The following is a 23,475-nucleotide window of genomic DNA, read 5'->3' as shown; positions in this document are numbered from 1 at the left end:
AGGGGAGGACCCGAAAGGCAAGGGCTTTCGGGGGTTTGTGGGAAATGACACCACGGCACAGTTGACAGTTCATGGCCGGGCCAAGAACGTAGCGCCAGCCAGCGAGGGAGGACAGAACCGGTGGATTTCGAACCAACGCCGAAGATGCGCGAGATGCAGGCGCGCCTGACCGAGTTCATGGAGGCACATATCTATCCGGCGGAACCGGTCTTTGCGCGGCATTTCGAGACGACGGAGACGCCGTTTCGCACGCCTGATTTCTACGAGGATCTGAAGGAAAAGGCCCGCGCGGCGGGGTTGTGGAACCTCTTCCGTCCCAAGGCCCATGGCGGGGAGCTGTCGAACCTCGAATACGCGCCGCTGGCCGAGATCATGGGCCGGGTCTGGTGGGCGCCCGAGATCTTCAATTGCAATGCGCCCGATACGGGCAACATGGAAACGCTTATGCTTTATGGTTCCGACGCGCAGAAGGCGCGTTGGCTGGAGCCTTTGCTGGCAGGCGAGATCCGATCGGGATTTGCGATGACGGAACCCGATGTCGCGTCCTCGGACGCCACCAATATCCGCACGGAGATCCGCCGTGATGGCAGCGAGTATGTGATCAACGGGCGCAAGTGGTACACGACCGGGGGCATGCGCGACAGTTGCGCGGTGTTCATTGTCATGGGCAAGTCCGACCCGGACAATCCCGACCGCCACAAGCAGCAAAGCATGATCCTGGTGCCGCGGGATGCGCCGGGGCTGAAGATTTTGCGTCATGTCACGACGTTTGGCTATGCGGACGCGCCCTTTGGCGAGGCGGAGATCGCGTTCGACAATGTGCGGGTGCCTGCGGACAACCTTCTGCTTGGTGAGGGCAGGGGGTTCGAGATCGCACAAGGGCGGCTCGGTCCCGGGCGCATTCATCATTGCATGCGACTGGTGGGGGCAGCACAGCGGGCGCTGGAGCTGATGATGGACCGGGTCGAGGAACGTGAAACCTTCGGACGCCGTTTGTCGCAGCATCAATCGGTGCGCGAGGACATCGCCAAAAGCTGGTGCGAGATCGAACAGGCGCGCCTGTTGACGCTGAAGGCCGCGGCCAAGATCGACCGGGAGGGCGCGAAATCGGCGAAGGATCTGATTTCCGCGATCAAGATTGTCGCCCCGATGATGGCACAGACGGTGATTGACCGCTCGATCCAGATCCACGGCGGCAAGGGGCTGACGCAGGATTTGCCTTTGGCGGAATTGTTCAATTATGCCAGACAGATACGCTTTGCCGACGGGCCGGACCAGGTGCATATGATGGCGCTTGGGCGGCAGCTGGTCAGGGCGCATCACGAGGGCAACAAGGGGCCGGTCTGATGGAAGAGGCGGAGCTTCGACGGTTAGGCAGCTATCTGGAGGCGCATCTTCCGGGCTTTCGCGGGTTGCGAACGGCGCAGAAGTTCTCTGATGGCCAGTCGAACCCGACCTACAAGCTGCGCGCCGAAAGCGGGGCCTATGTATTGCGCCGCAAACCGCCGGGCGAGTTGCTGAAATCCGCCCATGCGGTGGACCGGGAGTTTCGGGTGCTGTCAGCCTTGGCCGAAACGGATGTGCCGGTGGCCCGCGCGCTTCATCTATGCTCGGATGACAGCATTCTTGGGGCGATGTTCTACGTGATGGAGTTCGTGGAGGGCCGGGTGTTCTGGGACCCATCGCTTCCGGGGATGGAGCCTGCGGAGCGCGCCGCGATTTATGATCAGATGAATGTGGGGTTGGCGGCGATTCACTCGGTGGATCTGGAGGCCGTGGACCTTGCGGATTTTGGCCGGGCAGGGAGCTATTACGAGCGCCAGTTCGCAACCTGGGTGCGCCAGTATCGCGCGACGGAGACCGGGAGCATTCCGGCGATGGAGCGGATCATCGACTGGTTGGGCGCCAATATGGTGGCCGATGACGGGCGCGTGTCGCTGGTGCATGGCGACTATCGGCTGGACAATGTCATGTTCGCGCCAGACACGCCAAGGCTGATCGCGGTCATGGACTGGGAGTTGTCGACACTCGGCCATCCGCTGGCCGATCTGGCCTATCAATGCATGTTGTGGCGGATGCCGCCGGGGCCGGTGCTGAGCGGATTGCAGGGGGTGGACCGGGCAAGTCTTGGCGTGCCGACGGAAGAGGAATACGTCGCGCGGTATTGTGACAGAATGGGGCTTTCGGGGATCGACAACTGGCCGTTCTATCTGGTCTTCGGCCTGTTTCGGTTGGCCGCCATCGTGCAGGGCGTGGGCTATCGCGGATTGCAGGGCAATGCGTCTTCGGATCGGGCGCTGCAGGTGGGGGCGCTTGCGGCACCTTTGGCTGAAAAAGCCTGTGAAATTCTCGACGGGCAGGGCTGACTCGGCCCCTCTAAGCCGTTGAAATCAGATTCATTATTGGAATCCAGTCAGTTGTCGAGCGAGTCTCGAGTCATCTATGAAGAATGGCCGCAGGACCCAATCAAAGTCATACCCCGCCAGCTTTGGAACTGACGGGGCATTCTTTTTGTTTGATCAAACATCTTAAAGGCGAGCCGCCTTGTATTAACTGTCTGATTTCGCTTTGAAAGGTGGGAAGCGGGTCATCTCTGCTGCCACCGTCCAATCCATATGGTTGCGCACGAATTCCTGCGCGGCGTCACGGGGCGGCTGATAGTCCCAACTCACCAGTTTGCCGATCTCCATCGCGCGATGCACCGGTCCGCGCCGCTTCTGGCTGGCCAAAATGGCCTCGTAGAGCGGGTCTTCGGTCCATTTTGCGGAAATGAACGCTTTAAACTCTGCAACAACTGTTCCGAAAGCAGGGTCGGCGGCAAGGTTGTTTCGTTCAAACGGGTCAGCAGAAAGATCAAATAATTGAGGTGGATCAGCCCGACAGTGAATGTATTTCAGCGTTCCCCGACGGATCATGAAGATCGGATCACTTGCACATTCCGCACAATACTCCCCAAGCACCTCTCCACCAGCCGGGTTATCCACAGCCCCCAGGAGCAGCGGCCAAAGCGACCGCCCGTCCAGGTCCATCGCCGGATCGGGGGCGGTTTGCCCGGTGGAGGCGGCGATATCGAGGAAGGTGGGCAGCATGTCGAGCAGGCTGACGGGCTCTGCCACGGTCCGGTTCTCGACACCCGGACCCGCAATTATCATAGGGATTCGAGCAGAATGCTCGAAGAAGCTCATCTTGTACCAGAGCCCGCGTTCGCCAAGCATGTCGCCATGATCCGAGGTCACGATAACGATGGTGTTGTCCAGTTGCCCGGATTCCTCCAACGCCTTCACGATCTCGCCGACCTTCGAGTCGAAATAGGACGTGTTGGCGTAGTAGCCGTGACGTGCATTGCGGATTTCTTCCTCCGTCACCGGTTGCGCATCCGCGCCGATCCCGTGATGCACGCGCAGCGTGTGCGGGTCGTCGGTCAGCCCGGTCTGCGGCATGTCGATCTCGTCGTCGGAATAGAGGTTCCAGAACTCGGGCCGGGGCACATAGGGGTCATGCGGGTGGATGAGGCTGACCACCATGGCAAAGGGCTGCGCCCCGCGCATGGCGTATTCCATGATCCGGCGGCGGGCGAGGAAGGTCGCCTCTTCATCATATTCGATCTGAAACGTGGTCGCGGCAGGGCCGGCTTCCTTCACGGAATCCATATTGTGATACCACTTGTCGATCCGCTCGTGCGGATTAGTCCAGTCCGGCGTCCAGGCGTGATCAGAAGGGTAGACATCGGTCGTCAGCCGTTCTTCGAAGCCATGCAGCTGATCCGGGCCGACAAAGTGCATCTTGCCGGACAGGCAGGTGCGATACCCCATCATCCTGAGGTAATGGGCAAAGGTGGGGATCGATGCGGGGAACTCGGCGGCATTGTCATAGGCCCCGATTTTCGAAACAAGTTGACCGGTCATGAAAGACGCCCGCGACGGCGCGCAGAGCGGCGAGTTGCAATAGGCGGACTCAAAGCGCGTCCCGCGTGCCGCCAACGCATCCATATTCGGGGTTTTCACCACTGGATGGCCGTATGTGCCCGTGAAATGCGGGGCAAGCTGATCGGCCATGATCAGCACGATATTCGGGGGCCTTTGCATCTGTCTGTCCTCTTTTCGGGGGGGGTGGTCGGGCACGACGCCGGGCGCGGCACCAAATGGGGCATGTACAGTGCCAATGACATGGAAATCCGGGCCAGACGCAAGAAAATTTCTTTCATTTGTGGAAACCGTGTCGCAAATCGCCAATCACCGGTCGAATTTGGGTTTTCGCCCTCGGAAACCCGTGCAAGAGTGCCCCCATGGACTCGCTGCACTTGATGCCATCATGCCAGAACTCCGGAACTGAGGTTTCGAAAAACTCGAAAACAGGGCAATTGGCTTGCGGATTTGAGGATCATTGTTTCGATTGGGACCCAGGGGGTGCAGCTCAGACCACTTGCCGCGCATATCGAAAGCCGTCTAGCTTAAAACATGGCTTGGACCATGCGACGAGAGTCCGATGACACCCCCTGTTCCGGACCATGCAAACCAACGAGACACAGCTCTAGACTGTGAGAAACTCGAAAGAACTATGACAACAGCGGAGAAAGCAACATGATGAAGACTTCACTTCTTTCGGGCGGTGTGAGCCGCCGTGGCGTGCTGAAAGGTGCGTCTGCCATTGGCGGTGCGGCCCTGATCGGCCCGATGGGCGCGCGCATGGCCAGCGCACAGCCGACGCGCGGCGGCACCCTGCGTGTCGCACAGGCCCATGGCTCCACCACCGACTCGATGGACCCGGGTTCGTGGGAAAACGACTTCACCATCCTTCAGGCGCATACGCGCAACAACTACCTGACGGAAATCGCCCCCGACGGGTCGATCGTGCCGGAACTTGCGGAAAGCTGGGAAGCCTCGTCAGATGCCGCGACCTGGACCTTGACCATCCGGTCCGGCGTGCAGTTCCATTCCGGTCATATCCTGACCGCTGAAGACGTGGTTGCCTCGCTGCGTCACCATATGGGCGAAGATTCCACCTCGGCCGCCGCGCCGATCGTGGCACCGATCACCGATATGCGTGTCGACGGCATGAACGTGGTGTTCACCCTGGCCTCCGGCAACGCAGACTTCCCCTTCGTGCTGTCGGATTACCACCTGCCGATCCTGCCATCGACCGATGGCGCCATTGACCCGATGACCATGGACGGCTGTGGCCCCTACAAGATCGAGGAACTGGAATTCGGCGTCGGTGCAACCTACTCGCGCCATGACGGATACTGGAAATCGGACGCGGCCTATTTCGACGCCGTCGAACAGATCGTGATCCACGATGCGGCGGCCCGTCAGAACGCGCTGATCTCGGGCGAGGTCGACTATATCGACTCGGCTGACCTGAACACCGTCCATCTGCTGCAGCGCGCCCCCGGCGTGGTGGTTCTGTCGGTCGCGGGCAACCAGCATTACGGCCTGCCGATGGACACCCGCGCCGCGCCGTTCAGCGACAACAACATCCGCATGGCGCTGAAATACGCAATCGACCGTCAGCAACTGGTGGATACCATCCTCAACGGCTACGGCGCGGTCGGCAACGACCACCCGATCGGCTCCGGCCAGCTCTACTACAACACCGAGCTGGAGCAGAAAGCCTACGACCCCGATCGCGCGCGTTACTACCTGGCGCAGGCGGGCGTGGACAGCCTCGACGTGGATATCCACCTCGCCGACGCCGCCTTCGCGGGCGCTGTCGATGCGGGCGTGCTCTATTCGGAAACCGCGGCTGCGGCTGGCATCAACCTCAACGTGGTGCGGGAACCGAACGACGGGTACTGGTCCAACGTCTGGATGCAGCTGCCCTTCTGCGGTACCTATTGGGGCGGCCGTCCGACCCAAGATCTGATGTTCTCGACCGCCTATGCAGATGGCGCGCCGTGGAACGAGACCTACTGGAGCCACGAGCGCTTCAACGAGCTGCTTCTTGCGGCACGTGCCGAACTGAACGAAGACCTGCGTCGCGACATGTATTTCGAGATGCAGCAGATCTGTTCGGACGAGGGCGGCGCTCTGATCCCGATGTTCGCGGCCTATGTCGGCGCGCATAGCGATGCGCTGATGCATGGCGAGCAGGTGGCTTCCAACTGGCGCAATGACGGTCACCGGATCGCCGAACGCTGGTGGTTTGCCTGATCTGACACACATCACCCCGGGCCGTTCTGGCCCGGGGTTTCAATTCTGTGACCTTAGGCGCACGCGGGACGGTGCAGCCTGAAGGGGGACCCATGTCACATATCTGGAGCATGATCGCGAAGCGACTGGCCCTTGGCCTGCTGACGCTGTTCATCGTGTCACTTCTGATCTTCGGGGCGACGGAACTGTTGCCCGGCGATTTCGCCGAAGAATTCCTCGGGCAGGCCGCGACGCCTGAAACCGTTGCCGCGATCCGCCGGGAGCTGGGGCTCGATCTGCCCATGCACACGCGCTATATCGAATGGCTGACCGGCGTCTTGCAGGGCGATTTCGGCAATTCGCTGTCGAACCGCCGCCCGGTGATCGAGCTGATCAGCACGCGGCTTGGCAACACGTTGTTCCTGGCGCTCTATGCTGCCGCCATCGCTGTACCGCTGTCGCTGATGCTGGGGATCCTCGCGGCGCTGTTCCGCAACAGCTTTTTCGACCGCTTTTCGAACGCCTCGGCGCTGACCTCGATTTCCTTCCCGGAATTCTTCGTCGCCTATATCCTGATCTTCTGGCTGGCGGGCCGGGGCGGCATGTTCCCCTCTATGGCAAGTTTCCGGGGCGATCCGTCCATGGCGGAAATGCTCTACCGCACCTTCCTGCCTGCCCTGACCCTGACGCTGGTGGTGACCGCGCATATGATGCGCATGACGCGGGCGGCGATCATCAACCTTCTGGCCAGCCCCTATATCGAGATGGCACGGCTGAAGGGGATGAAGCCGATGCGCGTGATCGTGAAACACGCGCTGCCCAATGCGCTGGCTCCGATCATCAACGTGATTGCGTTGAACCTGGCCTACCTGATCACAGGGGTGGTCGTGGTCGAGGTGGTCTTTGTCTTCCCCGGTCTCGGTCAGCTGATGGTCGACAGCGTGGCGGCGCGGGACATGCCTGTGGTGCAGGCGGTCGCGCTGATCTTTGCCGCGGCCTATGTGCTGCTGAACCTGACGGCGGATGTGTTGGCGACCTTGTCCAACCCGCGCCTCGTACATCGTCGTTAAGGGGGGCGGATCATGGGTTTTCTGACTGGACTATTCTGGTTCGTCGTCGTCATCGCAGGCTGTATGGCCGCCGGCTGGCTGTTTCGGACCATTGCCATTGCCGTCACTCCGAAGGGCGTCAAGAAAGAGCTGCGCACCGCGCCGCTGACCGCCTCTTTCGGGATGCTGATGATCATCATCTACATCTTCGTGGCCATCTTCGCCCCGCTCATCGCACCGTTCCCGGAACGGATGGTCGTGGGGCCGGAATACATGCCGTGGGATCAGGTGCATCTGTTGGGCACTGACAATCTGGGGCGCGATATGCTGTCTCGCCTGATCTTCGGGGCGCGCAACACAGTGGGCATCGCCTTTGCAACCACTGCCCTGGCTTTCCTCATCGGCTCGATCCTGGGTCTTCTGGCGGCCACCGTGGGCGGTTGGCTGGATCAGGTGCTCAGCCGTGCGGTCGATGTTCTGATGGCCATTCCGGCGCTGATTTTCTCGCTGCTGCTGCTGACCATCTTCGGCACGTCGGTGATCACCCTGATCCTCGTCATTGCCGTGATCGACTCCACGAGGGTGTTCCGTTTGGCGCGCTCGGTGGCGCTGAACATCGTGGTGATGGATTATATCGAGGCCGCGAAACTGCGGGGTGAGGGGCTCTGGCGCCTGATCACGCGAGAGATCCTGCCCAATGCCATGGCGCCGTTGGTGGCCGAATTCGGGCTGCGTTTCTGCTTCGTCTTCCTGGCGATCTCGGCGCTCAGCTTCCTCGGCCTTGGCCTGCAGCCGCCCATGGCGGACTGGGGGTCCATGGTGAAGGAAAACGCGACACTGATCGCCTTCGGAGACATCACGCCGCTGCTGCCCGCCGTTGCCATCGCGCTGCTGACGGTCAGCGTGAACTTCGTCGTCGACTGGCAGTTGCACCGCGCCAGCGGGTTGAAGGAGTAAGACCATGACCGAGCAAAACAACGGAAAACCGGTCCTCCTGACCATGAAGGGCCTGCGTATCGAGGGCCGGTCCGACGAAACCTGGTCCGAGATCGTGCATGGCATCGACCTGACCCTGCACAAGGGCGAGGTTCTGGGCCTGATCGGCGAATCCGGGGCGGGCAAGTCCACGGTCGGTCTGGCCGCCATGGGCTTTACCCGCGACGGCTGTCGGATTTCCGGGGGCGAGATCGTTTTTGACGGGATCGACCTGATGAAAGCCAGCGAGGCGACCAAGCGAGACCTGCGCGGCAAGCGCATCGCCTATGTGGCGCAATCGGCGGCGGCCAGCTTCAACCCGGCCCACAAGCTGATGGACCAGTATTGCGAAGCGCCGGTTCAACACGGTGTCATGGGCCGGAATGAGGCGGAAAGCGATGCGGTGGATCTGTATCGTCGCATGCAGTTGCCGGAGCCCGATGTGATCGGTTTCCGCTACCCGCACCAGGTCTCGGGCGGGCAGTTGCAGCGGGCGATGACAGCGATGGCGATGGCCTGTCGTCCGGACCTGATCATCTTCGATGAACCCACCACCGCGCTTGACGTGACCACACAGATCGAGGTTCTGGCCGCGATCCGCAATATCGTGGAACAGTTCGACACGGCGGCGATCTACATCACCCATGACCTCGCGGTCGTGGCGCAGATGGCGGATCGGATCAAGGTGCTGCTGAAGGGGGATGAGGTCGAAGAGGCCGACACGCGGTCGATGCTGTCGGCCCCGAAAGAGGACTACACCAAGTCGCTTTGGGCCGTGCGCAGCCATGCGCGCGCAGAACAGCCCCCGGTCGCGGCGGACAAGACGCCGGTTGTCTCGGTCAAGAATATCACCGCGGGCTACGGTGCCGTGGACGTGCTGATGAATGTCAATTTCGACATTCATGAACGTCGTACCGTGGCCGTGGTGGGCGAGTCCGGCTCCGGCAAATCGACCACCGCGCGGGTCATCACCGGGCTGTTGCCACCCCGGCAGGGCGAGATCCTGTTCGATGGCAAGGTGCTGCCGCCCGATTATCGCCGCCGCACCCGCGACCAGCTTCGGCAGGCGCAGATGATCTACCAGATGGCGGACACGGCGCTGAACCCAAAGCTGCGCATCCGGGAACTGATCGGACGACCTGCCCAGATGTATCTTGGGCTACAGGGCAAAGCCCTGACAGACCGTATCCGCAATCTGCTCGACCTGATCGAGTTGGAGCCCGACGACTATATCGACCGGCTGCCGGCCGAGCTGTCGGGTGGGCAGAAGCAGCGCATCGGCATCGCGCGGGCATTGGCGGCGGAGCCAAAGTTCATCATCTGTGACGAGGTGACATCAGCGCTCGACCAGCTGGTCGCGGAAGGCATTCTGAAGCTTCTCGACAAGCTCCAGACGGAGTTTGATCTGGCCTATATGTTCATCACCCACGACCTTGCCACGGTGAAGGCCATTGCCGACGAGGTGGTGGTGATGAAAGAGGGCAGGGTGGTTGAACAGGGCCCCAAATCCGAGATGTTCCAGCCGCCGCATGATCCCTATACGGAACTGCTTCTGTCATCGGTCCCGGAAATGGACCCGGATTGGCTGACCGATCTGCTGCGCGAACGCGAAAGCGGCTAGGTTGAATGGCGCTTCTACAGACCTTTCACGGCCTGCCTCTTCTGGGGGCAGGCCGTTTTCATGCGATAAGGTGGCGGAAATCTGCAATTATGGGTGGAAATCCGTCGCCTTGTCATATGAAATGACCGCAGACACTAAGAACAACCAATCAACAAAACGACCTCAGGGAGTGACTTCATGAAATCCGTGCTTCTTTCCGGCTTGTCCGTCCTGGCACTGGCAGGCACCGCTGCCGCCGCGGATCTAGGCGATACCGACACGCCGATCCGACTGGCCATCAATGAATGGACCGGCCAGCATCTGACCACGCATGTTGCAGGCCAGATCCTGGAACAGGCGGGCTACACCGTCGAATATGTCACCGCAGGGTATTACAACATGTATCCCGCGATCGGCGAGGGCGAGATTCACGCCGCGCTAGAGGTTTGGGACTCGAACGTGCCCGATCTCTACTATGACGTGCTGGAAGATGGCGGCGTGGTGGAACTCGGCGATCTCGGCCTGACTGCCCGTGAAGGGTTCGCCTACCCCGCCCATGTCGAAGAGATCTGCCCCGGCCTGCCCGCATGGGAAGCGCTGAACGATTGCGCCATGCAGTTTGCCACTGCCGAAACCATCCCGCAGGGCCGCCTCATCGACTATCCTGCCGATTGGGGGACGCCGGGTGCCGAACGCGCCGCCGGTCTGGAACTGCCCTTCCGCGCCGTGCCCGCTGGCTCCGAAGGGGCGCTGATCGCGGAACTGCGCGCCTCGACCGAACGCGGCACGCCGCTTCTGATGGTCTTCTGGCAGCCGCATTGGGCCGTGTCGGCCTATGACGTGCGCTTTGTCGATCTGCCGCCGGGCACCCCGGAATGCTACGAGGATGCCTCGGTCGGTCCGAACCCGAACGCGACCTCCGACTGTGACTTCCTGCCGACCCGCGTCTTCAAGATCACCTGGTCGGGCTTTGCGGACCAGTGGCCTGCGGCTGCGGAAATCCTCACCGCCTACCAGATGATGACCGAAGACCAGCAGCCGATGATGGGCATGGTCGACAATGACGGCATGTCGGTGGAAGAGGTCGCGGCAGCCTATGTTGCGGACCATGCCGACGCCGTTGCGGCGATGATCGCGGCCGCGACGGAGTAACCGGGGACATGACCGCTTCGGCCCCGACCGGCACCCCGGCAATCGCTGTCGAGGGGCTGTGGCAGGTCTTTGGCAATGACGCCAAAACCCGATTGAAAGACGCGCAGGGGCGGACCAGTTCCGCCCCCGACGCCGCCGAAGCTTTGCGCGAAGACGGGCTGATCCCTGCTGTGCAGGACGCCAGTTTCGAGGTGCGCGAGGGCGAGCTGTTCGTGATCATGGGCCTGTCGGGATCCGGCAAATCGACCATGATCCGCTGTATCTCGCGCCTTGTGGAGCCTACTGCCGGATCGGTGCGGATTGACGGGGAGGATATCCTCTCGGCCAATGCCAAACGCCTGATCGAGCTGCGCCGAAAGAAACTGGGCATGGTGTTCCAGCATTTCGGTCTGTTCCCGCATATGTCCGTCGCTGACAACGTGGCCTTCCCCCTGAAAATGCTGGGGCAATCCAGATCGGAACGGCGCACCCGCGCGCTGGAAGTGATCGAGATGGTGGGGCTCACGGGCCGCGAAGATGCCTATCCGCGCGAGCTGTCAGGTGGTCAGAAACAACGTGTCGGCATCGCCCGGTCGCTGGCCGCCAATCCCGATATCTGGTTCTTGGACGAACCTTTCTCGGCGCTCGACCCGCTGATCCGTCGGCAGTTGCAGGATGAATTCCTGAAGATCCAGTCGACGCTTCACAAGACCATCGTCTTCATCACCCACGACATCTCCGAGGCGCTGAAACTCGCCGACCGGATCGCCATCATGCGCGACGGAAAGATTGTTCAGATCGGCACGCCCGCGCAGATCGTCCTGAACCCGGTCGATGACTATGTGCGCGAGTTTTCCCGCGATGTGGCCAAGGGCCGACATGCGCGGCTGGAAAGCGTGTTGCACACGGACACGCCGCCGACCATGCCCGACGATCCCAAGCTTCGCCTCGACATGACGCTGGAGGAGGCGCTGGCCTCTTGCATGTCGCTATACGAACCCGTCCCGGTCTGGGGTAGTGACGGGCAGATGGCGGGCTATATCCATCCCTCCGATCTGGCCAAGGCCCTGCAGGTGGACCGCACATGAGCGATGTCAGCCTGCCAGCCCCCTCGATCGTTGCACGCCTGACGCCCGGTGCGCGCGCGGCTTTGCTGACGCTTCTGGTCGGAGCGATCTGCCTGCTATTGGAGTCTTCAACAGACCTGCTACCGGTCTGGCCAGAGGCCTGGACCCTGCCGGTCACGGAATGGATCGGCGTCTCGTTGGAATGGCTCTTTGACATCATCCGCCCCGCGATGCGCCTGATATCCGCTGTGCTGGAATACCCGATGGTCTGGGTGAACTGGCTGCTGGTCAACACGCCCTGGCCGCTGATCATTGGCGCAACCGTGGCGCTCGGCTGGTACGCGGGCGGGCTGTCGCTGGCCCTGATGTCGGGCGTGGGTCTGGGATTCGTGCTGGCTTCGGGCTACTGGATCGAGGGCATGAACACGCTGGCGCTGGTCTTTGTCTCGGTGCCGCTGGCGCTGACGCTCGGGTTGCTCATTGGCATCTGGTCCAATGAAAGCGCGCGGGCGCGGCCCTGGATCGAGGCGACGCTCGACCTGATGCAGACGGTTCCGACCTTTGCCTATCTGACGCCGCTTCTTCTGCTCTTCGGGTTCGGCCCGGTCGTGGGCCTGATTGCGTCGGCCATCTACGCCGCCCCGCCTATGGCGCGGAATACGCTTCTCGGCCTGCAACGGGTCGAGGCGGAGGTGAAAGAGGCCGGGGTCATGTCCGGCGCGACGCGGCTGCAACAGCTGGTGCAGGTCGAGATCCCGGCCGCCGCCACCCAGATCATGATCGGAGTCAATCAGGCGCTGATGGCGGCCCTGTCCATGGTGATCATCGCCGCCGTGATTGGCGGTTTCGACGATATCGGGTGGGAAGTTCTGCTGACCATGCGGCAGGCCAATTTCGGCCAAAGCCTGCTGGCCGGGCTGGTCATCGTTGTCTTCGCAATCATTATCGACCGGATTTCGGCCCGTATGGCCACGTCGCGCGACCGCTTTGACGTGCGGATATCGTGGATCATCCTTGCCGTGGCCATTGCCGCCTCGGTCCTGGCCTGGGCGGCGCTGCCCGCCCCCGGTGAGATGGCCATCCTGGCCCCGACAGTCGAGGCCGTGGACGGGGCTCTGACCAGTTTTACGCGCAGCGCAGGGACGACGCTCGACTCCATCAAGAACAATGCGATGTTCTACGGACTTCTGCCGCTGCGCATCGGTCTGGACGGGGCGGTCCTGCCCTTTACCTGGGGCTTCAGCTGGACGGCGAACATGTCCTACGCGCTGTTCGCGGTGGCTGGTGCGCTTGGACTTGCCGTGGCGATGTCCGGTCGCGTGGCCTTCGGGCTGTGCATCCCGATCGTGGCGGGCATCCTGGAAACCGGTGTGTCCGACCTGCCCTGGCCCTTCGTTCTGGTCGGGCTCGGCGCGGTGGCCTGGGTTGCGGGCGGATGGAAGCTGACGCGTCTGGTGGTCATCCTGATGCTGGCCATCGCCATCGCTGGCCTCTGGCCGCGGGCGATGTTGTCGCTTTACCTGTGCGGTGCGGCGGTCCTCGCCTGCGCGGTTCTGGGTGGATTGCTCGGGCTTCTGTCCGCCGTATCCCGCCCGGCATGGGCGGTGATCCGGCCGGTCTGCGACATGCTGCAAACCATCCCGCTCTTCGTCTTCCTGATCCCGGTGCTGATGTTCTTCCAGATCGGGGAATTCTCGGCCTTCCTCGCCATCATCGCCTATGCCATCGTGCCGATGATCCGCTACACCCGCCACGGGCTGGTCACCACCCCGCCCGAGATGCTGGAGGCCGCAGTGTCCTCCGGCGCGACCGAGTGGCAGATCATGCGAGAGGTGCGCGCGCCCTATGCCGCGCCCACGATCCTTCTGGGTCTGAACCAGACGATCCTTTACGGATTCGCCATGCTGGTCATCGCGGCCCTGATCGGCACCACTGGGCTGGGCCAGTCGATCTATATCGCACTTGGCGCGGGGGATGTGGGACTGGGGATTGCAGCGGGGGCGGCCATGGCCATCCTTGCGCTGATCGCCGATCGCATTGTACAGGGGTTCGCGGAAGAACGGCGGAGGGCCCTTGGCCTATGAATGACGAGTTCATCCCCAAGGGGGTGGCGCATGTGGACCTGCCCCCCGGGCAAAAGACGGAAATGATCAGCTTCCTGCTGTTGCCCAAGCTGTCGCTGCTGGCCTTCACCTCGGCCATCGAGCCGTTGCGCATCGCCAACCAGCTGACCGGGCAAAAGCTTTATAGCTGGCAGATGATCACCACCGATGGCCGCCCGGTGCGCGCGTCCAGCGGTGTGGAAATAGGGGCGACCTGCGCCCTTGCCGATGCAAAGATCAACGGCCCGCTCTTCGTGTGTTCCGGGGTCGAACCCGATACGGTCGTGACCGATCAGGTGGCGGGGCTGGTGCGAAAGCACTGGCGGATGGGCCATCAGGTGGGCGGGCTGTGCACCGGCGCCTATGCGCTGGCGCGGGCGGGCATCCTGAAAGGCCGGGACTTCACCCTGCACTGGGAAAACACGCCGCCCTTCCGCGAAAGCTTTCCCGATCTGGAACCGCTGGACCAGCTTTATGCCATCGACGACCGGATCGTAACCTGCGGCGGCGGATCCTCCGCGACGGACCTGTTCTTGCGGCTGATTTCCGAACGCTTCGGCCCGATCCTGTCGCATTCGGTGCTGAACATGTGCCTGCATCCCGTGCATAGGTCCGAGGAGGAGGCGCAGCAATCCTCGCGCGCGGCCTCCATCGGCACCCGCAACCGCAAGCTGCTGCAAATTCTGCGCTACATGGAAGAGAATATCGAGGAGCTCTTCTCGCTCGATGACCTCGCCGACCGCTTCAAGGTCTCCCGCCGCCAGATCGAGCGGCTGTTCCTGACCCATGTGAAGGCCACCCCCAAGCAATACCTGACCGACCTGCGCCTGCGCCGGGGGCGGATGCTGCTGGCGGAAACGGATATGAAAGTGGCCGATATCGCCAGCTCATGCGGGTTTGAATCGACCAACCATTTCTCGCGCCGATTTCGCGAAAAATACGGGGTCTCGCCGCATAAGTTCCAGTCGGCGGGGCGGGGGTAGGGCTGCGCCGCATTCTGAAGCTCGATATCGGTTTCTGACCCGTCGGGATCACGATGGAATGCCTGATCGCGTCGGCATACTGGCCCGGCCTGTGGCCTTCGATATCGGCAAGGCCCTGCAATAAACAGTTGATTGGCGTCCGACAGAAGGTCAGGCTGAGCAGAGCAGACATTCCTGCCTGCGAATTACCGGCTTTTGGTAGCCACTTCCGGAGATTGCCATGAAACTGTTCCACTCAGCGCTCGCGCTTTGTCTGCTTGCCTTGCCCGTTTCTGCCGAAAGCCACGGCGCACAGCAGGCGACCTGCTATTTTTCAATTACTGGTGAACCCAATGGGGTCGACTATGGGAACCAGGCTAACGACGCGGCGTCCGGCACCTGGTATCAGGCCGAGTATTCGGGCGACTACGCCTACCTGTTCGTCGTGGACCGGAACGGTGACAACTATTCCTGCCCCGTCAGATTGAACGTGGGGTGCAGCGATTGCCGGCAAGTCAGCCCGGTTTGGGAATAATCAGTCAGTGTGACCATCAAGGCTGATCCGGGGGCCTTCAGCCACGCATGTGTGACCCGGCTTTCGGGGGTAGGGGCAGTCCGGCGGGCTGATCCCTATCCCGACTTCCGCACCACATCCCAAAACGCCCGCGCCAGGGCCAGTGGAATCGTCGGCCCCGTTGCAGTCCCCACCACAAGATCGTCGTCATGGGCGTCGGATTTGCGCAGGGAACAGCGCCAGTGGCCGTTCGGCTCGGCGGCTTGACCAGATAAATGAATCTGCCAGCCGGGCAGGCAGTGGGACAGCAGGTGCATGACCGCCTCGGTCGGGTCTGACAGCACCTCCGGGTGGGCAGGGGCCTCGGGGAATACACTGCCCGCTGCGGTGCAGATCTCGGCCAGCATGTCGGAATCCAGCGACGTGGCGGCGGCAAGGTGGTCGGTCAGGTCTTGGGTCATTGGCGGCTCCTGTGATCTGTCGCATTCGTTGTGCCGTGCCCTGCGACATCGGGCCATGACCTGCATCAAGGAGCTATGTCAAAGACGCGCGTAGCCTGTCGCCAACGGGCCGATCCGGCCCGAGAGGAGGACAGAATGGCTCGCTATGTGATCGGATTCGAAGACCTGCGCCGCGCCGATGTGGCGCTTGTGGGCGGCAAGAACAGCTCTCTTGGGGAAATGGTGCAGGAATTGGCAGGGCAGGGGATTGCCGTGCCGGGGGGCTTTGCCACCACCTCTGACGCCTATCGCGCGTTCCTGTCCGCCAACGGGCTGGAGGCGATGATCGCCGATACCGTGGGGCGATGGCAGGCAGGCAAGATCACATTGGCCGAGGCGGGCAGCGCCATCCGCGCGGCCATTGTCTCAGGCGACTGGCCGGAGGAGATCCGCACCGACATCCTGACCTCCTACGCGGCGCTCAGTGAAACGGCGGGCAAAGCGGATGTCGCTGTGGCCGTGCGGTCCTCTGCCACGGCAGAGGACCTGCCCGATGCCAGTTTCGCGGGCCAGCAGGAGACCTTCCTGAATATCGAGGGCGAGGCCGATCTGCTGACCGCCTGCCGCCGCTGCTTTGCCTCGCTCTTTACCGACCGGGCGATCAGCTATCGCGAGGTGAAGGGGTTTGACCATATGGCCGTGGCGCTGTCCGTGGGCGTGCAGCGCATGGTGCGGGCCGATACCGGCGGATCGGGCGTCATGTTCTCCATCGACACGGAATCGGGGTTCGACAAGGTCGTGCTGATCAACGCCGCCTGGGGCCTTGGCGAAAACGTGGTCCAGGGGGCGGTGGACCCGGATGAATATCAGGTGTTCAAGCCGTTCCTTGCGGATGAGAGCCTCAGCCCCATTGTCGGCAAGCGGCGCGGCGCGAAAGAGATCAAGATGATTCTGGGCGGTGACGGCCCCGCGCCGGTGCGCAATGTGCCGACATCGAAAGCCGAACGCGCGGCCTGGGTGCTGAGCGACGGGGAAATCCTGTCGCTCGCCCGCATGGCCGCCACCATCGAACGCCACTACGGCTGCGCCATGGATATGGAATGGGCACGCGATGGCGATACTGGAGAGCTCTTCATCGTTCAGGCACGGCCCGAAACGGTGGAAAGCCAACGCAAGGCGGGCGCGCTGCGCAGCTATTCCTTGTCTGGTGAGGGGGAGGTTCTGTTGCAGGGCCTCAGCGTCGGCAACGCGGTCGCCACGGGGCGCATCTGCCTGATCGAGAGCGTTGCCGATATCGACCGCTTCGTCGATGGCTCGATTCTCGTAACGTCCAACACCGATCCTGATTGGGTGCCAGTCATGAAACGCGCAGCGGCGATCATCACGGACCATGGTGGGCGCACGTCACACGCAGCCATCGTCAGCCGGGAACTGGGGGTGCCCGCCATCGTCGGCACCGGCAATGCCACCCACGTGCTGCATGATCAGCAGGACGTGACAGTGAACTGTGCGGCGGGCGAAGACGGGTTGATCCACGCCGGAATTGCCAAGGTGAGCGTCGAGGAGCTAGACCTGTCTGATCTGCCCGAAACCCGCACCCGGATCATGCTGAACATGGCCAACCCCTCTGCGGCGTTCCGCTGGTGGCGATTGCCGGCTGACGGGGTGGGCCTCGCGCGGATGGAATTCGTGGTGAACAACGCCGTGAAGGTGCATCCCATGGCGCTCATTGAATTCGACAAGGTGACGGATGCCGGTGAACGCGCGGAGATCGAGGCGCTGACGGCGGGCTACCCCAACAAGCCCGACTATTTCGTCGATCAACTCGCCCGCGGGCTGAGCCAGATCGCGGCCTTCGCCCATCCACACCCGGTGATCGTGCGGATGAGCGATTTCAAGACCAATGAATATGCCGAGCTTCTGGGCGGGCGCGCGTTTGAGCCAGAGGAGGAAAACCCGATGATCGGCTTCCGGGGTGCCTCTCGCTACACCGACCCGGCCTACAGCCCGGGGTTCGAACTGGAATGCCAGGCGATCCGGCGGTTGCGCGAGGAGATGGGCTTCGACAATGTCGCCATCATGATCCCCTTCTGCCGAACCCCGGAGGAGGCAGACAGGGTGCTGGAGGTCATGGGCCGCGCCGGTCTGGAACGGGGCAAGGCGGGGCTGGAGGTCTTCGTCATGTGCGAGATCCCCGCCAATGTGATCCGGGCCGAGGAGTTTGCCGACCGTTTCGACGGCTTCTCAATCGGCTCGAACGACCTGACGCAACTGACCCTTGGCGTGGACCGCGACAGCGACCGGTTGGCGAAGCTCTTTGACGAAAGCGACCCGGCGGTTCTGTGGATGATCCGCACGGTGATCGAAAAGGCCCGCGCGGCGGGGCGTAAGATCGGGCTGTGCGGGCAGGCGCCGTCGAACAACCCGGCCTTCGCGCAGTTGCTGGTCGATGCGGGGATCGACTCGATTTCCGTGACGCCCGACAGCTTCGCCGCCGTCAAGGCACAGGTCGCCAAGGCCGAGGCTATGCAGAAAGGCCCCGATTGAGTAGGCTGCAAGGTGGGAGGCGTCCGGATTTTCGCCGGACGTGCATGTATTCAAAACTCGCATTTACGGAGGTCTGATCCGATATGACCCGACTGCCTTACGCCCTCGCCCTGTCTCTGCTGGCCAGCCCCGCCTTGGCCGGTCCACCGATTGAACAGCCCGCCCCCGCACCGGCCCCCACTGGGGTCGGCGGCGCGGCGACGATCTATGACTGCCAGATCGCCGGCCGCACGGAGCGGTTCGTGATTGCCGATGGCGCGCTGGCCGAGGGGCCGGGCACGCTGAGCGTTCTGACCGAGGATGTCTATGTGGTGACCCGCGGCGGCGTCACCTATCTGATTGACCCCACGGGCGTGCAGATCGACCAGGGTGTCGATGCGGGCAAATGGCCTTGCGTTGAAAGCGCAGCAGCTCCGGCCCCAACCCCCGCGGCACCGGATGCCAGCCAGATGGCCCGGATCGTGGAGCTGGAGGCGAGTGTCGCCAATCTGCAGGCCGCGCTCAGTGCCGCGAATGGCGAACGGGATGCGGCCATTGCCGCGCGTGAGGCGGCGCTTGCGGCAAGCGCTGAGGCCGAGGCCAGCAGTGCGGCGGCCTCTACCGCCGCGCAAACAGCGCTGAACGAGGCTGCGGCGCTTCAATCCCGCGCGGAAACGGCGGAAACTGCCGCGACCACGGCCATCGCCGCGCAGGCCGCTGCGGAAGCGCGTGTCGTGGAACTGGAGGCGGCGGCAGCGGCAAGTGCCGTGCAGATGGCAGAGATCCAGACAAGCCTCGACCAGACCATGGCGGCGCTCGCCACCGCGAACGCACGGGTGGCCGAGCTGGAAGCTGCCGCGACAGCGGACGCGACCGAGATGGCCCAGATGCGGACCCTGCAAGGCCAGATGGCGGAAACCCTGGCGGCGGCAGAGGCGCGGGTGGCGGAGCTGGAACAGGCTCTCGCCGCGTCGGTGGCCGCGCCCGAAGAGGACAGCGCCGAGGATGCCGGGGCCATGACCGAAGGGGCGGATGAGGCTGCCGAGGATATGACCGAAGGGACAGATGAGGCTGCCGAGGACATGACCGACGGATCGGATGAGGCCGCCGAAGACATGTCCGACGACACCGGCTCCGACGACATGACCGAGGATCACGGCGCAATGGAGGATGCGGCGTTTGACGCCGATGCGGCGCTGATGGCCATTGAGGCGGCAGAGCTCAGCCCGATTTCTCGCGCCGCCCTGACAGCAGCCGTGGAACAGGCGCGCAACAATCCGGATTTCGTGGCCGAGGTCGTCACCCGGTTGCAAAACGCGCTTGGGGAATAAAGGCAAGCGGGCCGGGGTCTTCCCCCGGCCCCTTTCGTGTCAGGCGCGACCGTAACCGCCCCCGCCGGGCGTTTGCATGAGGAAGATGTCTCCCGGCTGCATCTGGGCCTGATCGTTGCCCGCCAGCAACTCAACCCGACCATCAACCCGTTCTACCGCGTTGCGGCCACATTGCGCCGGTTCGCCTCCATGGGTCCCATGCGGCGGCACCTGCCGGTGCGAGGACAGGACCGTCACCGTCATCTCCTCCAGAAACCGCAGGCGGCGGGTGATGCCATTGCCGCCGTGCCACTTGCCTGTGCCGCCCGATCCCTGACGAATGGAAAACTCCTCGACCCTCACGGGAAAACGGGTTTCCAGCACCTCGGGGTCGGTCATCCTCGTGTTGGTCATGTGGCTGTGCACGGCGCTGGCCCCGTGAAACCCTTCCCCCGCGCCGGTCCCGCCGCAGATGGTTTCGTAATTCTGGAACCGGTCATTGCCATAGACGAAGTTGTTCATCGTCCCCTGGCTGCCCGCGATCACCCCAAGCGCCCCGTAAAGCGCATCGGCGATGGACTGGCTGACCTCGGTATTGCCGGAAATCACCGCCGCAGGCGGGCGCGGGTTGATCATGCTGCCTTCCGGCACCCGGATCTCGATGGGTTTCAGGCAGCCTTCGTTCATCGGGATGTCGGCCCCCACGAGCGTGCGGAAGACGTAAAGCACCACCGCCCGGCAGATCGACAGCGGCGCGTTGTAGTTCAGCCGGTCCTGAGGTGAGGTGCCGGTGAAATCCACCACTGCGCTGCGGCCCGCGTGATCCACGGTGATCGCCACCTCAATCTGCGCGCCGCTGTCCATCTTGTAGGTGAACCGGCTGTCTTTCAAAACATCCAACACCCGGCGCACGCTTTCCTCCGCGTTGTCCTGCACATGGCCCATATAGGCCTGCACCACGGGCAGCCCGAACTGGCGCGTGATCTTCTGCAACTCCGCCACGCCGGTGGCATTGGCCGCGATCTGTGCGGCAAGGTCGGCCATGTTCTCGTCGATGTTACGGCAGGGGTAGGGACCGGAGGCCAGAAGGGCGCGCGTCTCTGCCTCCCGCAGCTGGCCCTGATCGACCAACAGGACATTGTCGATCAGAACGCCCTCTTCCTCGATATTGGTGCTGTCAGGCGGGGCCGATCCGGGCGTCTTGCCGCCGATATCGGCGTGATGGCCACGAGAGGCGGTGAGGAAGATGATCCTCTCTCCTGCCTCATCGAACACAGGCGTGATCACCGTCACATCCGGCAGATGGGTGCCGCCGTTATAGGGGTTGTTCATCATGAAGACGTCGCCCGGGCGGATCCGGCCAGCGTTTTCCCGCAGGACCGTGCGGACGCTCTCGCTCATCGACCCCAGATGCACAGGGACGTGGGGCGCATTGGCGACGAGATCGCCCGCCGCGTCGAAGATGGCGCAGGAGAAATCGTAACGTTCCTTGATGTTCACCGAATAGGCGGTGTTGGCCAGCGTCGCGCCCATCTGGTCGGCGATAGACATGAAGAGGTTGTTGAAGACCTCCAGCATCACCGGATCGACGGATGTTCCGACCGCCTCCTGCCGATCGAGCGCCACCACCCGGCGCAGGACCATGGCCTCACCGGCCAGCCCCTCGGCCTGCCAGCCCGGTTCCACCACATTGGTGCCGGTCGGATCGACGATGATGGCGGGGCCGGTCAGCGTGTCGCCCGCGCGCAGGCTGTCCCGCGCGATCAGCGGGACGTTCCGCCACGCACCCTGACTGTACATGCGGGCGCTGTCCGGTTCTGCGGGCGCGTCAGCGGATTCGGGCAGGGTTACGGGTTCGCCGGTTTCGCCCACGGCCTCAGCCGTCAGCAAGTCGATGATCAGCCCGTCATAGTCCGGCACGAAGCCGAAGCGCTGTTGATGCGCGGCGTCGAACCCCTCGCGCATTTCTTGCGGGGAACCAAAGGGCACTGGCAGGGTCTGGTGCGACCCCGGCGTGCGGATATGGGCGGTTTCGATCAGGGTGATGCGGTCTGCCGGAATGCCCTGCCGCGCGACCTCGTCCCGCGCATCCGCGCCGATCCGGTCCAGCGCGGTACGCGCCTTCGCATCATCCGCTAGAGGCTGCGCCAGCTGATGTTCCCGGATCGCCCGAATATCGGCCATCCCCATGCCAAAGGCCGACAGGACGCCCGCGAAGGGGTGGATATAGATGCTTTCCATCCCCAGCACATCGGCCACCTGGCAGGCATGCTGCCCGCCCGCGCCGCCAAAGCAGTTCATGGTGTAGCGGGTCACGTCATAGCCGCGCTGAACGCTGATCTTCTTGATCGCGTTGGCCATGTTCTCCACGGCGATCCGCAAGAAGCCCTCGGCCAATTCCTCCGGCGATTTCCGGGCCTCGCCGGTTTCCGTGGCGATCCGCGCGGCCATGGCTTCAAAACCTGCACGGGCCGCGTCCACGTCCAGCGGCTCATCGCCGCCGGGGCCGAAGACGGAGGGGAAGCGATCGGGCTGGATCTTGCCGAGGACCACGTTGCAATCGGTCACCGCCAGCGGCCCGCCACGCCTGTAGCTGGCCGGGCCGGGATTGGCCCCGGCGCTTTCGGGGCCGACCTGCATGCGGCCTTGGGCGAAGGACAGGATGGAGCCGCCGCCTGCGGCCACAGTATGAATGCTCATCATCGGGGCGCGCATGCGGACGCCAGCCACTTCGGTCTCGAAGGACCGTTCATAGTCGCCCGCATAGTGGCAGACATCCGTGGAAGTCCCGCCCATGTCGAAGCCTATCAGCTTGTCGAACCCGGCCTCTTCCGCCGTGCGCACCATGCCGACCACGCCGCCCGCCGGGCCAGACAGGATCGCGTCCTTGCCCTGGAAGAGCCGCGCGTCAGTGAGCCCTCCGTTGGATTGCATGAACATCAGCGACCGGCAGCCGCCCTCAGCGGCCCCAAGCGCATCGCTGACCTGTTGCACATAGCGGCGCAGGATGGGCGACAGATAGGCGTCAACAACGGTCGTATCGCCGCGTGACACCAGCTTGATCAGCGGGCTGACCTCGTGGGAGAGCGAGACCTGCGTGAACCCCGCCGCGCGGGCCATGTCACCGATGCGGGCCTCGTGATCGGGGAAACGGTAGCCATGCATCAGCGCCACGGCGACAGAGCGATAGCCATCGGCATAGGCATCGCGCAGCGCGGCCTCGACAGAGGCGGTGTCGAGCGGGGTGATGACCTCGCCGGTCTCAGATACGCGTTCAACCACCTCAACCGCTTCCTCATAGAGCAGTTCCGGCAGCTCGATCTTCAGATCAAACAGGCGCGGGCGGTTCTGGTAGCCGATCCTCAGCAGATCGCGCATGCCCTGGGTGATCAGCAGCAGCGTCCGGTCGCCCTTGCGTTCCAAAAGCGCATTGGTGGCCACGGTGGTGCCCATCTTGACCGCGTCAATCGCGCCTTGGGAGATGGCGTCGTCAACGCCAAGCCCCATCAGCTCGCGAATGCCCTGCACGGCGGCATCGCGGTAGCGCTCGGGGTTCTCGGACAGCAGCTTATGCGTGACCAGCCCGCCCTCCGGCGTACGCGCGACGATATCGGTGAAGGTGCCGCCACGGTCGACCCAGAATTGCCACATGAGACAGATCTCCTCTGTTT

General features: G+C 63.1%; 16 protein-coding genes. 13 read left to right on the top strand and 3 right to left on the bottom strand.

The features are described from left to right. The first annotated feature begins 120 nt into the window (after positions 1-120). Together EP237_RS11875 and EP237_RS11870 are read left to right on the top strand one after the other, a co-directional pair. Positions 121-1,347, top strand: coding sequence for an acyl-CoA dehydrogenase family protein (locus EP237_RS11875; RefSeq protein ID WP_164744691.1), 1,227 nt, complete (start codon positions 121-123; stop codon positions 1,345-1,347). Further along, a complete protein-coding gene (locus tag EP237_RS11870; protein WP_127561115.1) occupies positions 1,347-2,366 on the top strand; it encodes a phosphotransferase family protein in 1,020 nt (339 codons plus the stop codon). The genes EP237_RS11875 and EP237_RS11870 overlap by 1 nt, the downstream gene beginning before the upstream one ends. A 183-nt stretch (positions 2,367-2,549) precedes the next feature. On the opposite strand, the gene betC is transcribed toward EP237_RS11870, so the two are convergent. Then, positions 2,550-4,085, bottom strand: a complete 1,536-nt coding sequence (gene betC / locus EP237_RS11865; protein ID WP_127561114.1) for a choline-sulfatase — start codon at positions 4,083-4,085, stop codon at positions 2,550-2,552. A gap of 495 nt (positions 4,086-4,580) precedes the next feature. On the opposite strand from betC, the gene EP237_RS11860 reads away from it, so the two are divergent. The 9 genes from EP237_RS11860 (at position 4,581) to EP237_RS11820 (ending at position 15,549) form a co-directional block, all read left to right on the top strand. After that, entirely contained in the window at positions 4,581-6,149 is a 1,569-nt protein-coding gene (locus EP237_RS11860) for an ABC transporter substrate-binding protein (protein WP_127561113.1), read from the top strand. Between the two features lie 92 nt (positions 6,150-6,241). Next, positions 6,242-7,198 (top strand): ABC transporter permease, encoded by a 957-nt coding sequence (locus tag EP237_RS11855; RefSeq protein WP_071690835.1) that lies wholly within the window; start codon positions 6,242-6,244, stop codon positions 7,196-7,198. A 12-nt stretch (positions 7,199-7,210) separates the two neighbouring features. Then, on the top strand, positions 7,211-8,134 hold the full coding sequence (locus tag EP237_RS11850) for an ABC transporter permease (RefSeq protein WP_127561112.1): 924 nt from the start codon (positions 7,211-7,213) through the stop codon (positions 8,132-8,134). A 4-nt stretch (positions 8,135-8,138) separates the two neighbouring features. Further along, the gene (locus EP237_RS11845) at positions 8,139-9,773 is read left to right on the top strand and encodes an ABC transporter ATP-binding protein (RefSeq protein ID WP_127561111.1); all 1,635 of its coding nucleotides are present in this window, start codon (positions 8,139-8,141) and stop codon (positions 9,771-9,773) included. A gap of 177 nt (positions 9,774-9,950) precedes the next feature. Continuing rightward, positions 9,951-10,904: an ABC transporter substrate-binding protein gene (locus tag EP237_RS11840; protein ID WP_127561110.1), complete on the top strand. Its 954-nt coding sequence runs from the start codon at positions 9,951-9,953 to the stop codon at positions 10,902-10,904. Positions 10,905-10,912: 8 nt separating this feature from the next. Continuing rightward, positions 10,913-11,971 (top strand): quaternary amine ABC transporter ATP-binding protein, encoded by a 1,059-nt coding sequence (locus EP237_RS11835; RefSeq protein ID WP_127561109.1) that lies wholly within the window; start codon positions 10,913-10,915, stop codon positions 11,969-11,971. Beyond that, entirely contained in the window at positions 11,968-14,034 is a 2,067-nt protein-coding gene (locus tag EP237_RS11830) for an ABC transporter permease (RefSeq protein WP_127561108.1), read from the top strand. The genes EP237_RS11835 and EP237_RS11830 overlap by 4 nt, the downstream gene beginning before the upstream one ends. Then, positions 14,031-15,035, top strand: coding sequence for a GlxA family transcriptional regulator (locus tag EP237_RS11825; RefSeq protein WP_127561107.1), 1,005 nt, complete (start codon positions 14,031-14,033; stop codon positions 15,033-15,035). Before EP237_RS11830 ends, EP237_RS11825 begins: the two co-directional genes overlap by 4 nt. A 220-nt stretch (positions 15,036-15,255) precedes the next feature. Further along, positions 15,256-15,549 (top strand): hypothetical protein, encoded by a 294-nt coding sequence (locus tag EP237_RS11820; protein ID WP_127561106.1) that lies wholly within the window; start codon positions 15,256-15,258, stop codon positions 15,547-15,549. A 95-nt stretch (positions 15,550-15,644) separates the two neighbouring features. Here the strand turns inward: EP237_RS11820 and EP237_RS11815 are convergent, their stop codons facing one another. After that, on the bottom strand, positions 15,645-15,989 hold the full coding sequence (locus EP237_RS11815; RefSeq protein ID WP_127561105.1) for a hypothetical protein: 345 nt from the start codon (positions 15,987-15,989) through the stop codon (positions 15,645-15,647). Between the two features lie 135 nt (positions 15,990-16,124). On the opposite strand from EP237_RS11815, the gene ppsA reads away from it, so the two are divergent. Together ppsA and EP237_RS11805 are read left to right on the top strand one after the other, a co-directional pair. Continuing rightward, on the top strand, positions 16,125-18,515 hold the full coding sequence (ppsA, locus tag EP237_RS11810; protein ID WP_127561104.1) for a phosphoenolpyruvate synthase: 2,391 nt from the start codon (positions 16,125-16,127) through the stop codon (positions 18,513-18,515). Between the two features lie 83 nt (positions 18,516-18,598). Then, complete coding sequence (locus EP237_RS11805) at positions 18,599-19,825, top strand: coiled-coil domain-containing protein (RefSeq protein ID WP_127561103.1); 1,227 nt, start codon at positions 18,599-18,601, stop codon at positions 19,823-19,825. 39 nt (positions 19,826-19,864) lie between these two features. Here EP237_RS11805 and EP237_RS11800 read toward each other — a convergent pair whose 3' ends face one another. Next, complete coding sequence (locus EP237_RS11800; RefSeq protein ID WP_127561102.1) at positions 19,865-23,455, bottom strand: hydantoinase B/oxoprolinase family protein; 3,591 nt, start codon at positions 23,453-23,455, stop codon at positions 19,865-19,867. Between the last annotated feature and the right edge of the window lie 20 nt (positions 23,456-23,475).

It is taken from the genome of Nioella ostreopsis (genome assembly GCF_004000255.1).
Classification (GTDB): domain Bacteria; phylum Pseudomonadota; class Alphaproteobacteria; order Rhodobacterales; family Rhodobacteraceae; genus Nioella; species Nioella ostreopsis.
The sequence above is the reverse complement of the archived record's forward strand: the minus strand, read 5'-3'. Positions and strand labels throughout refer to the sequence as shown.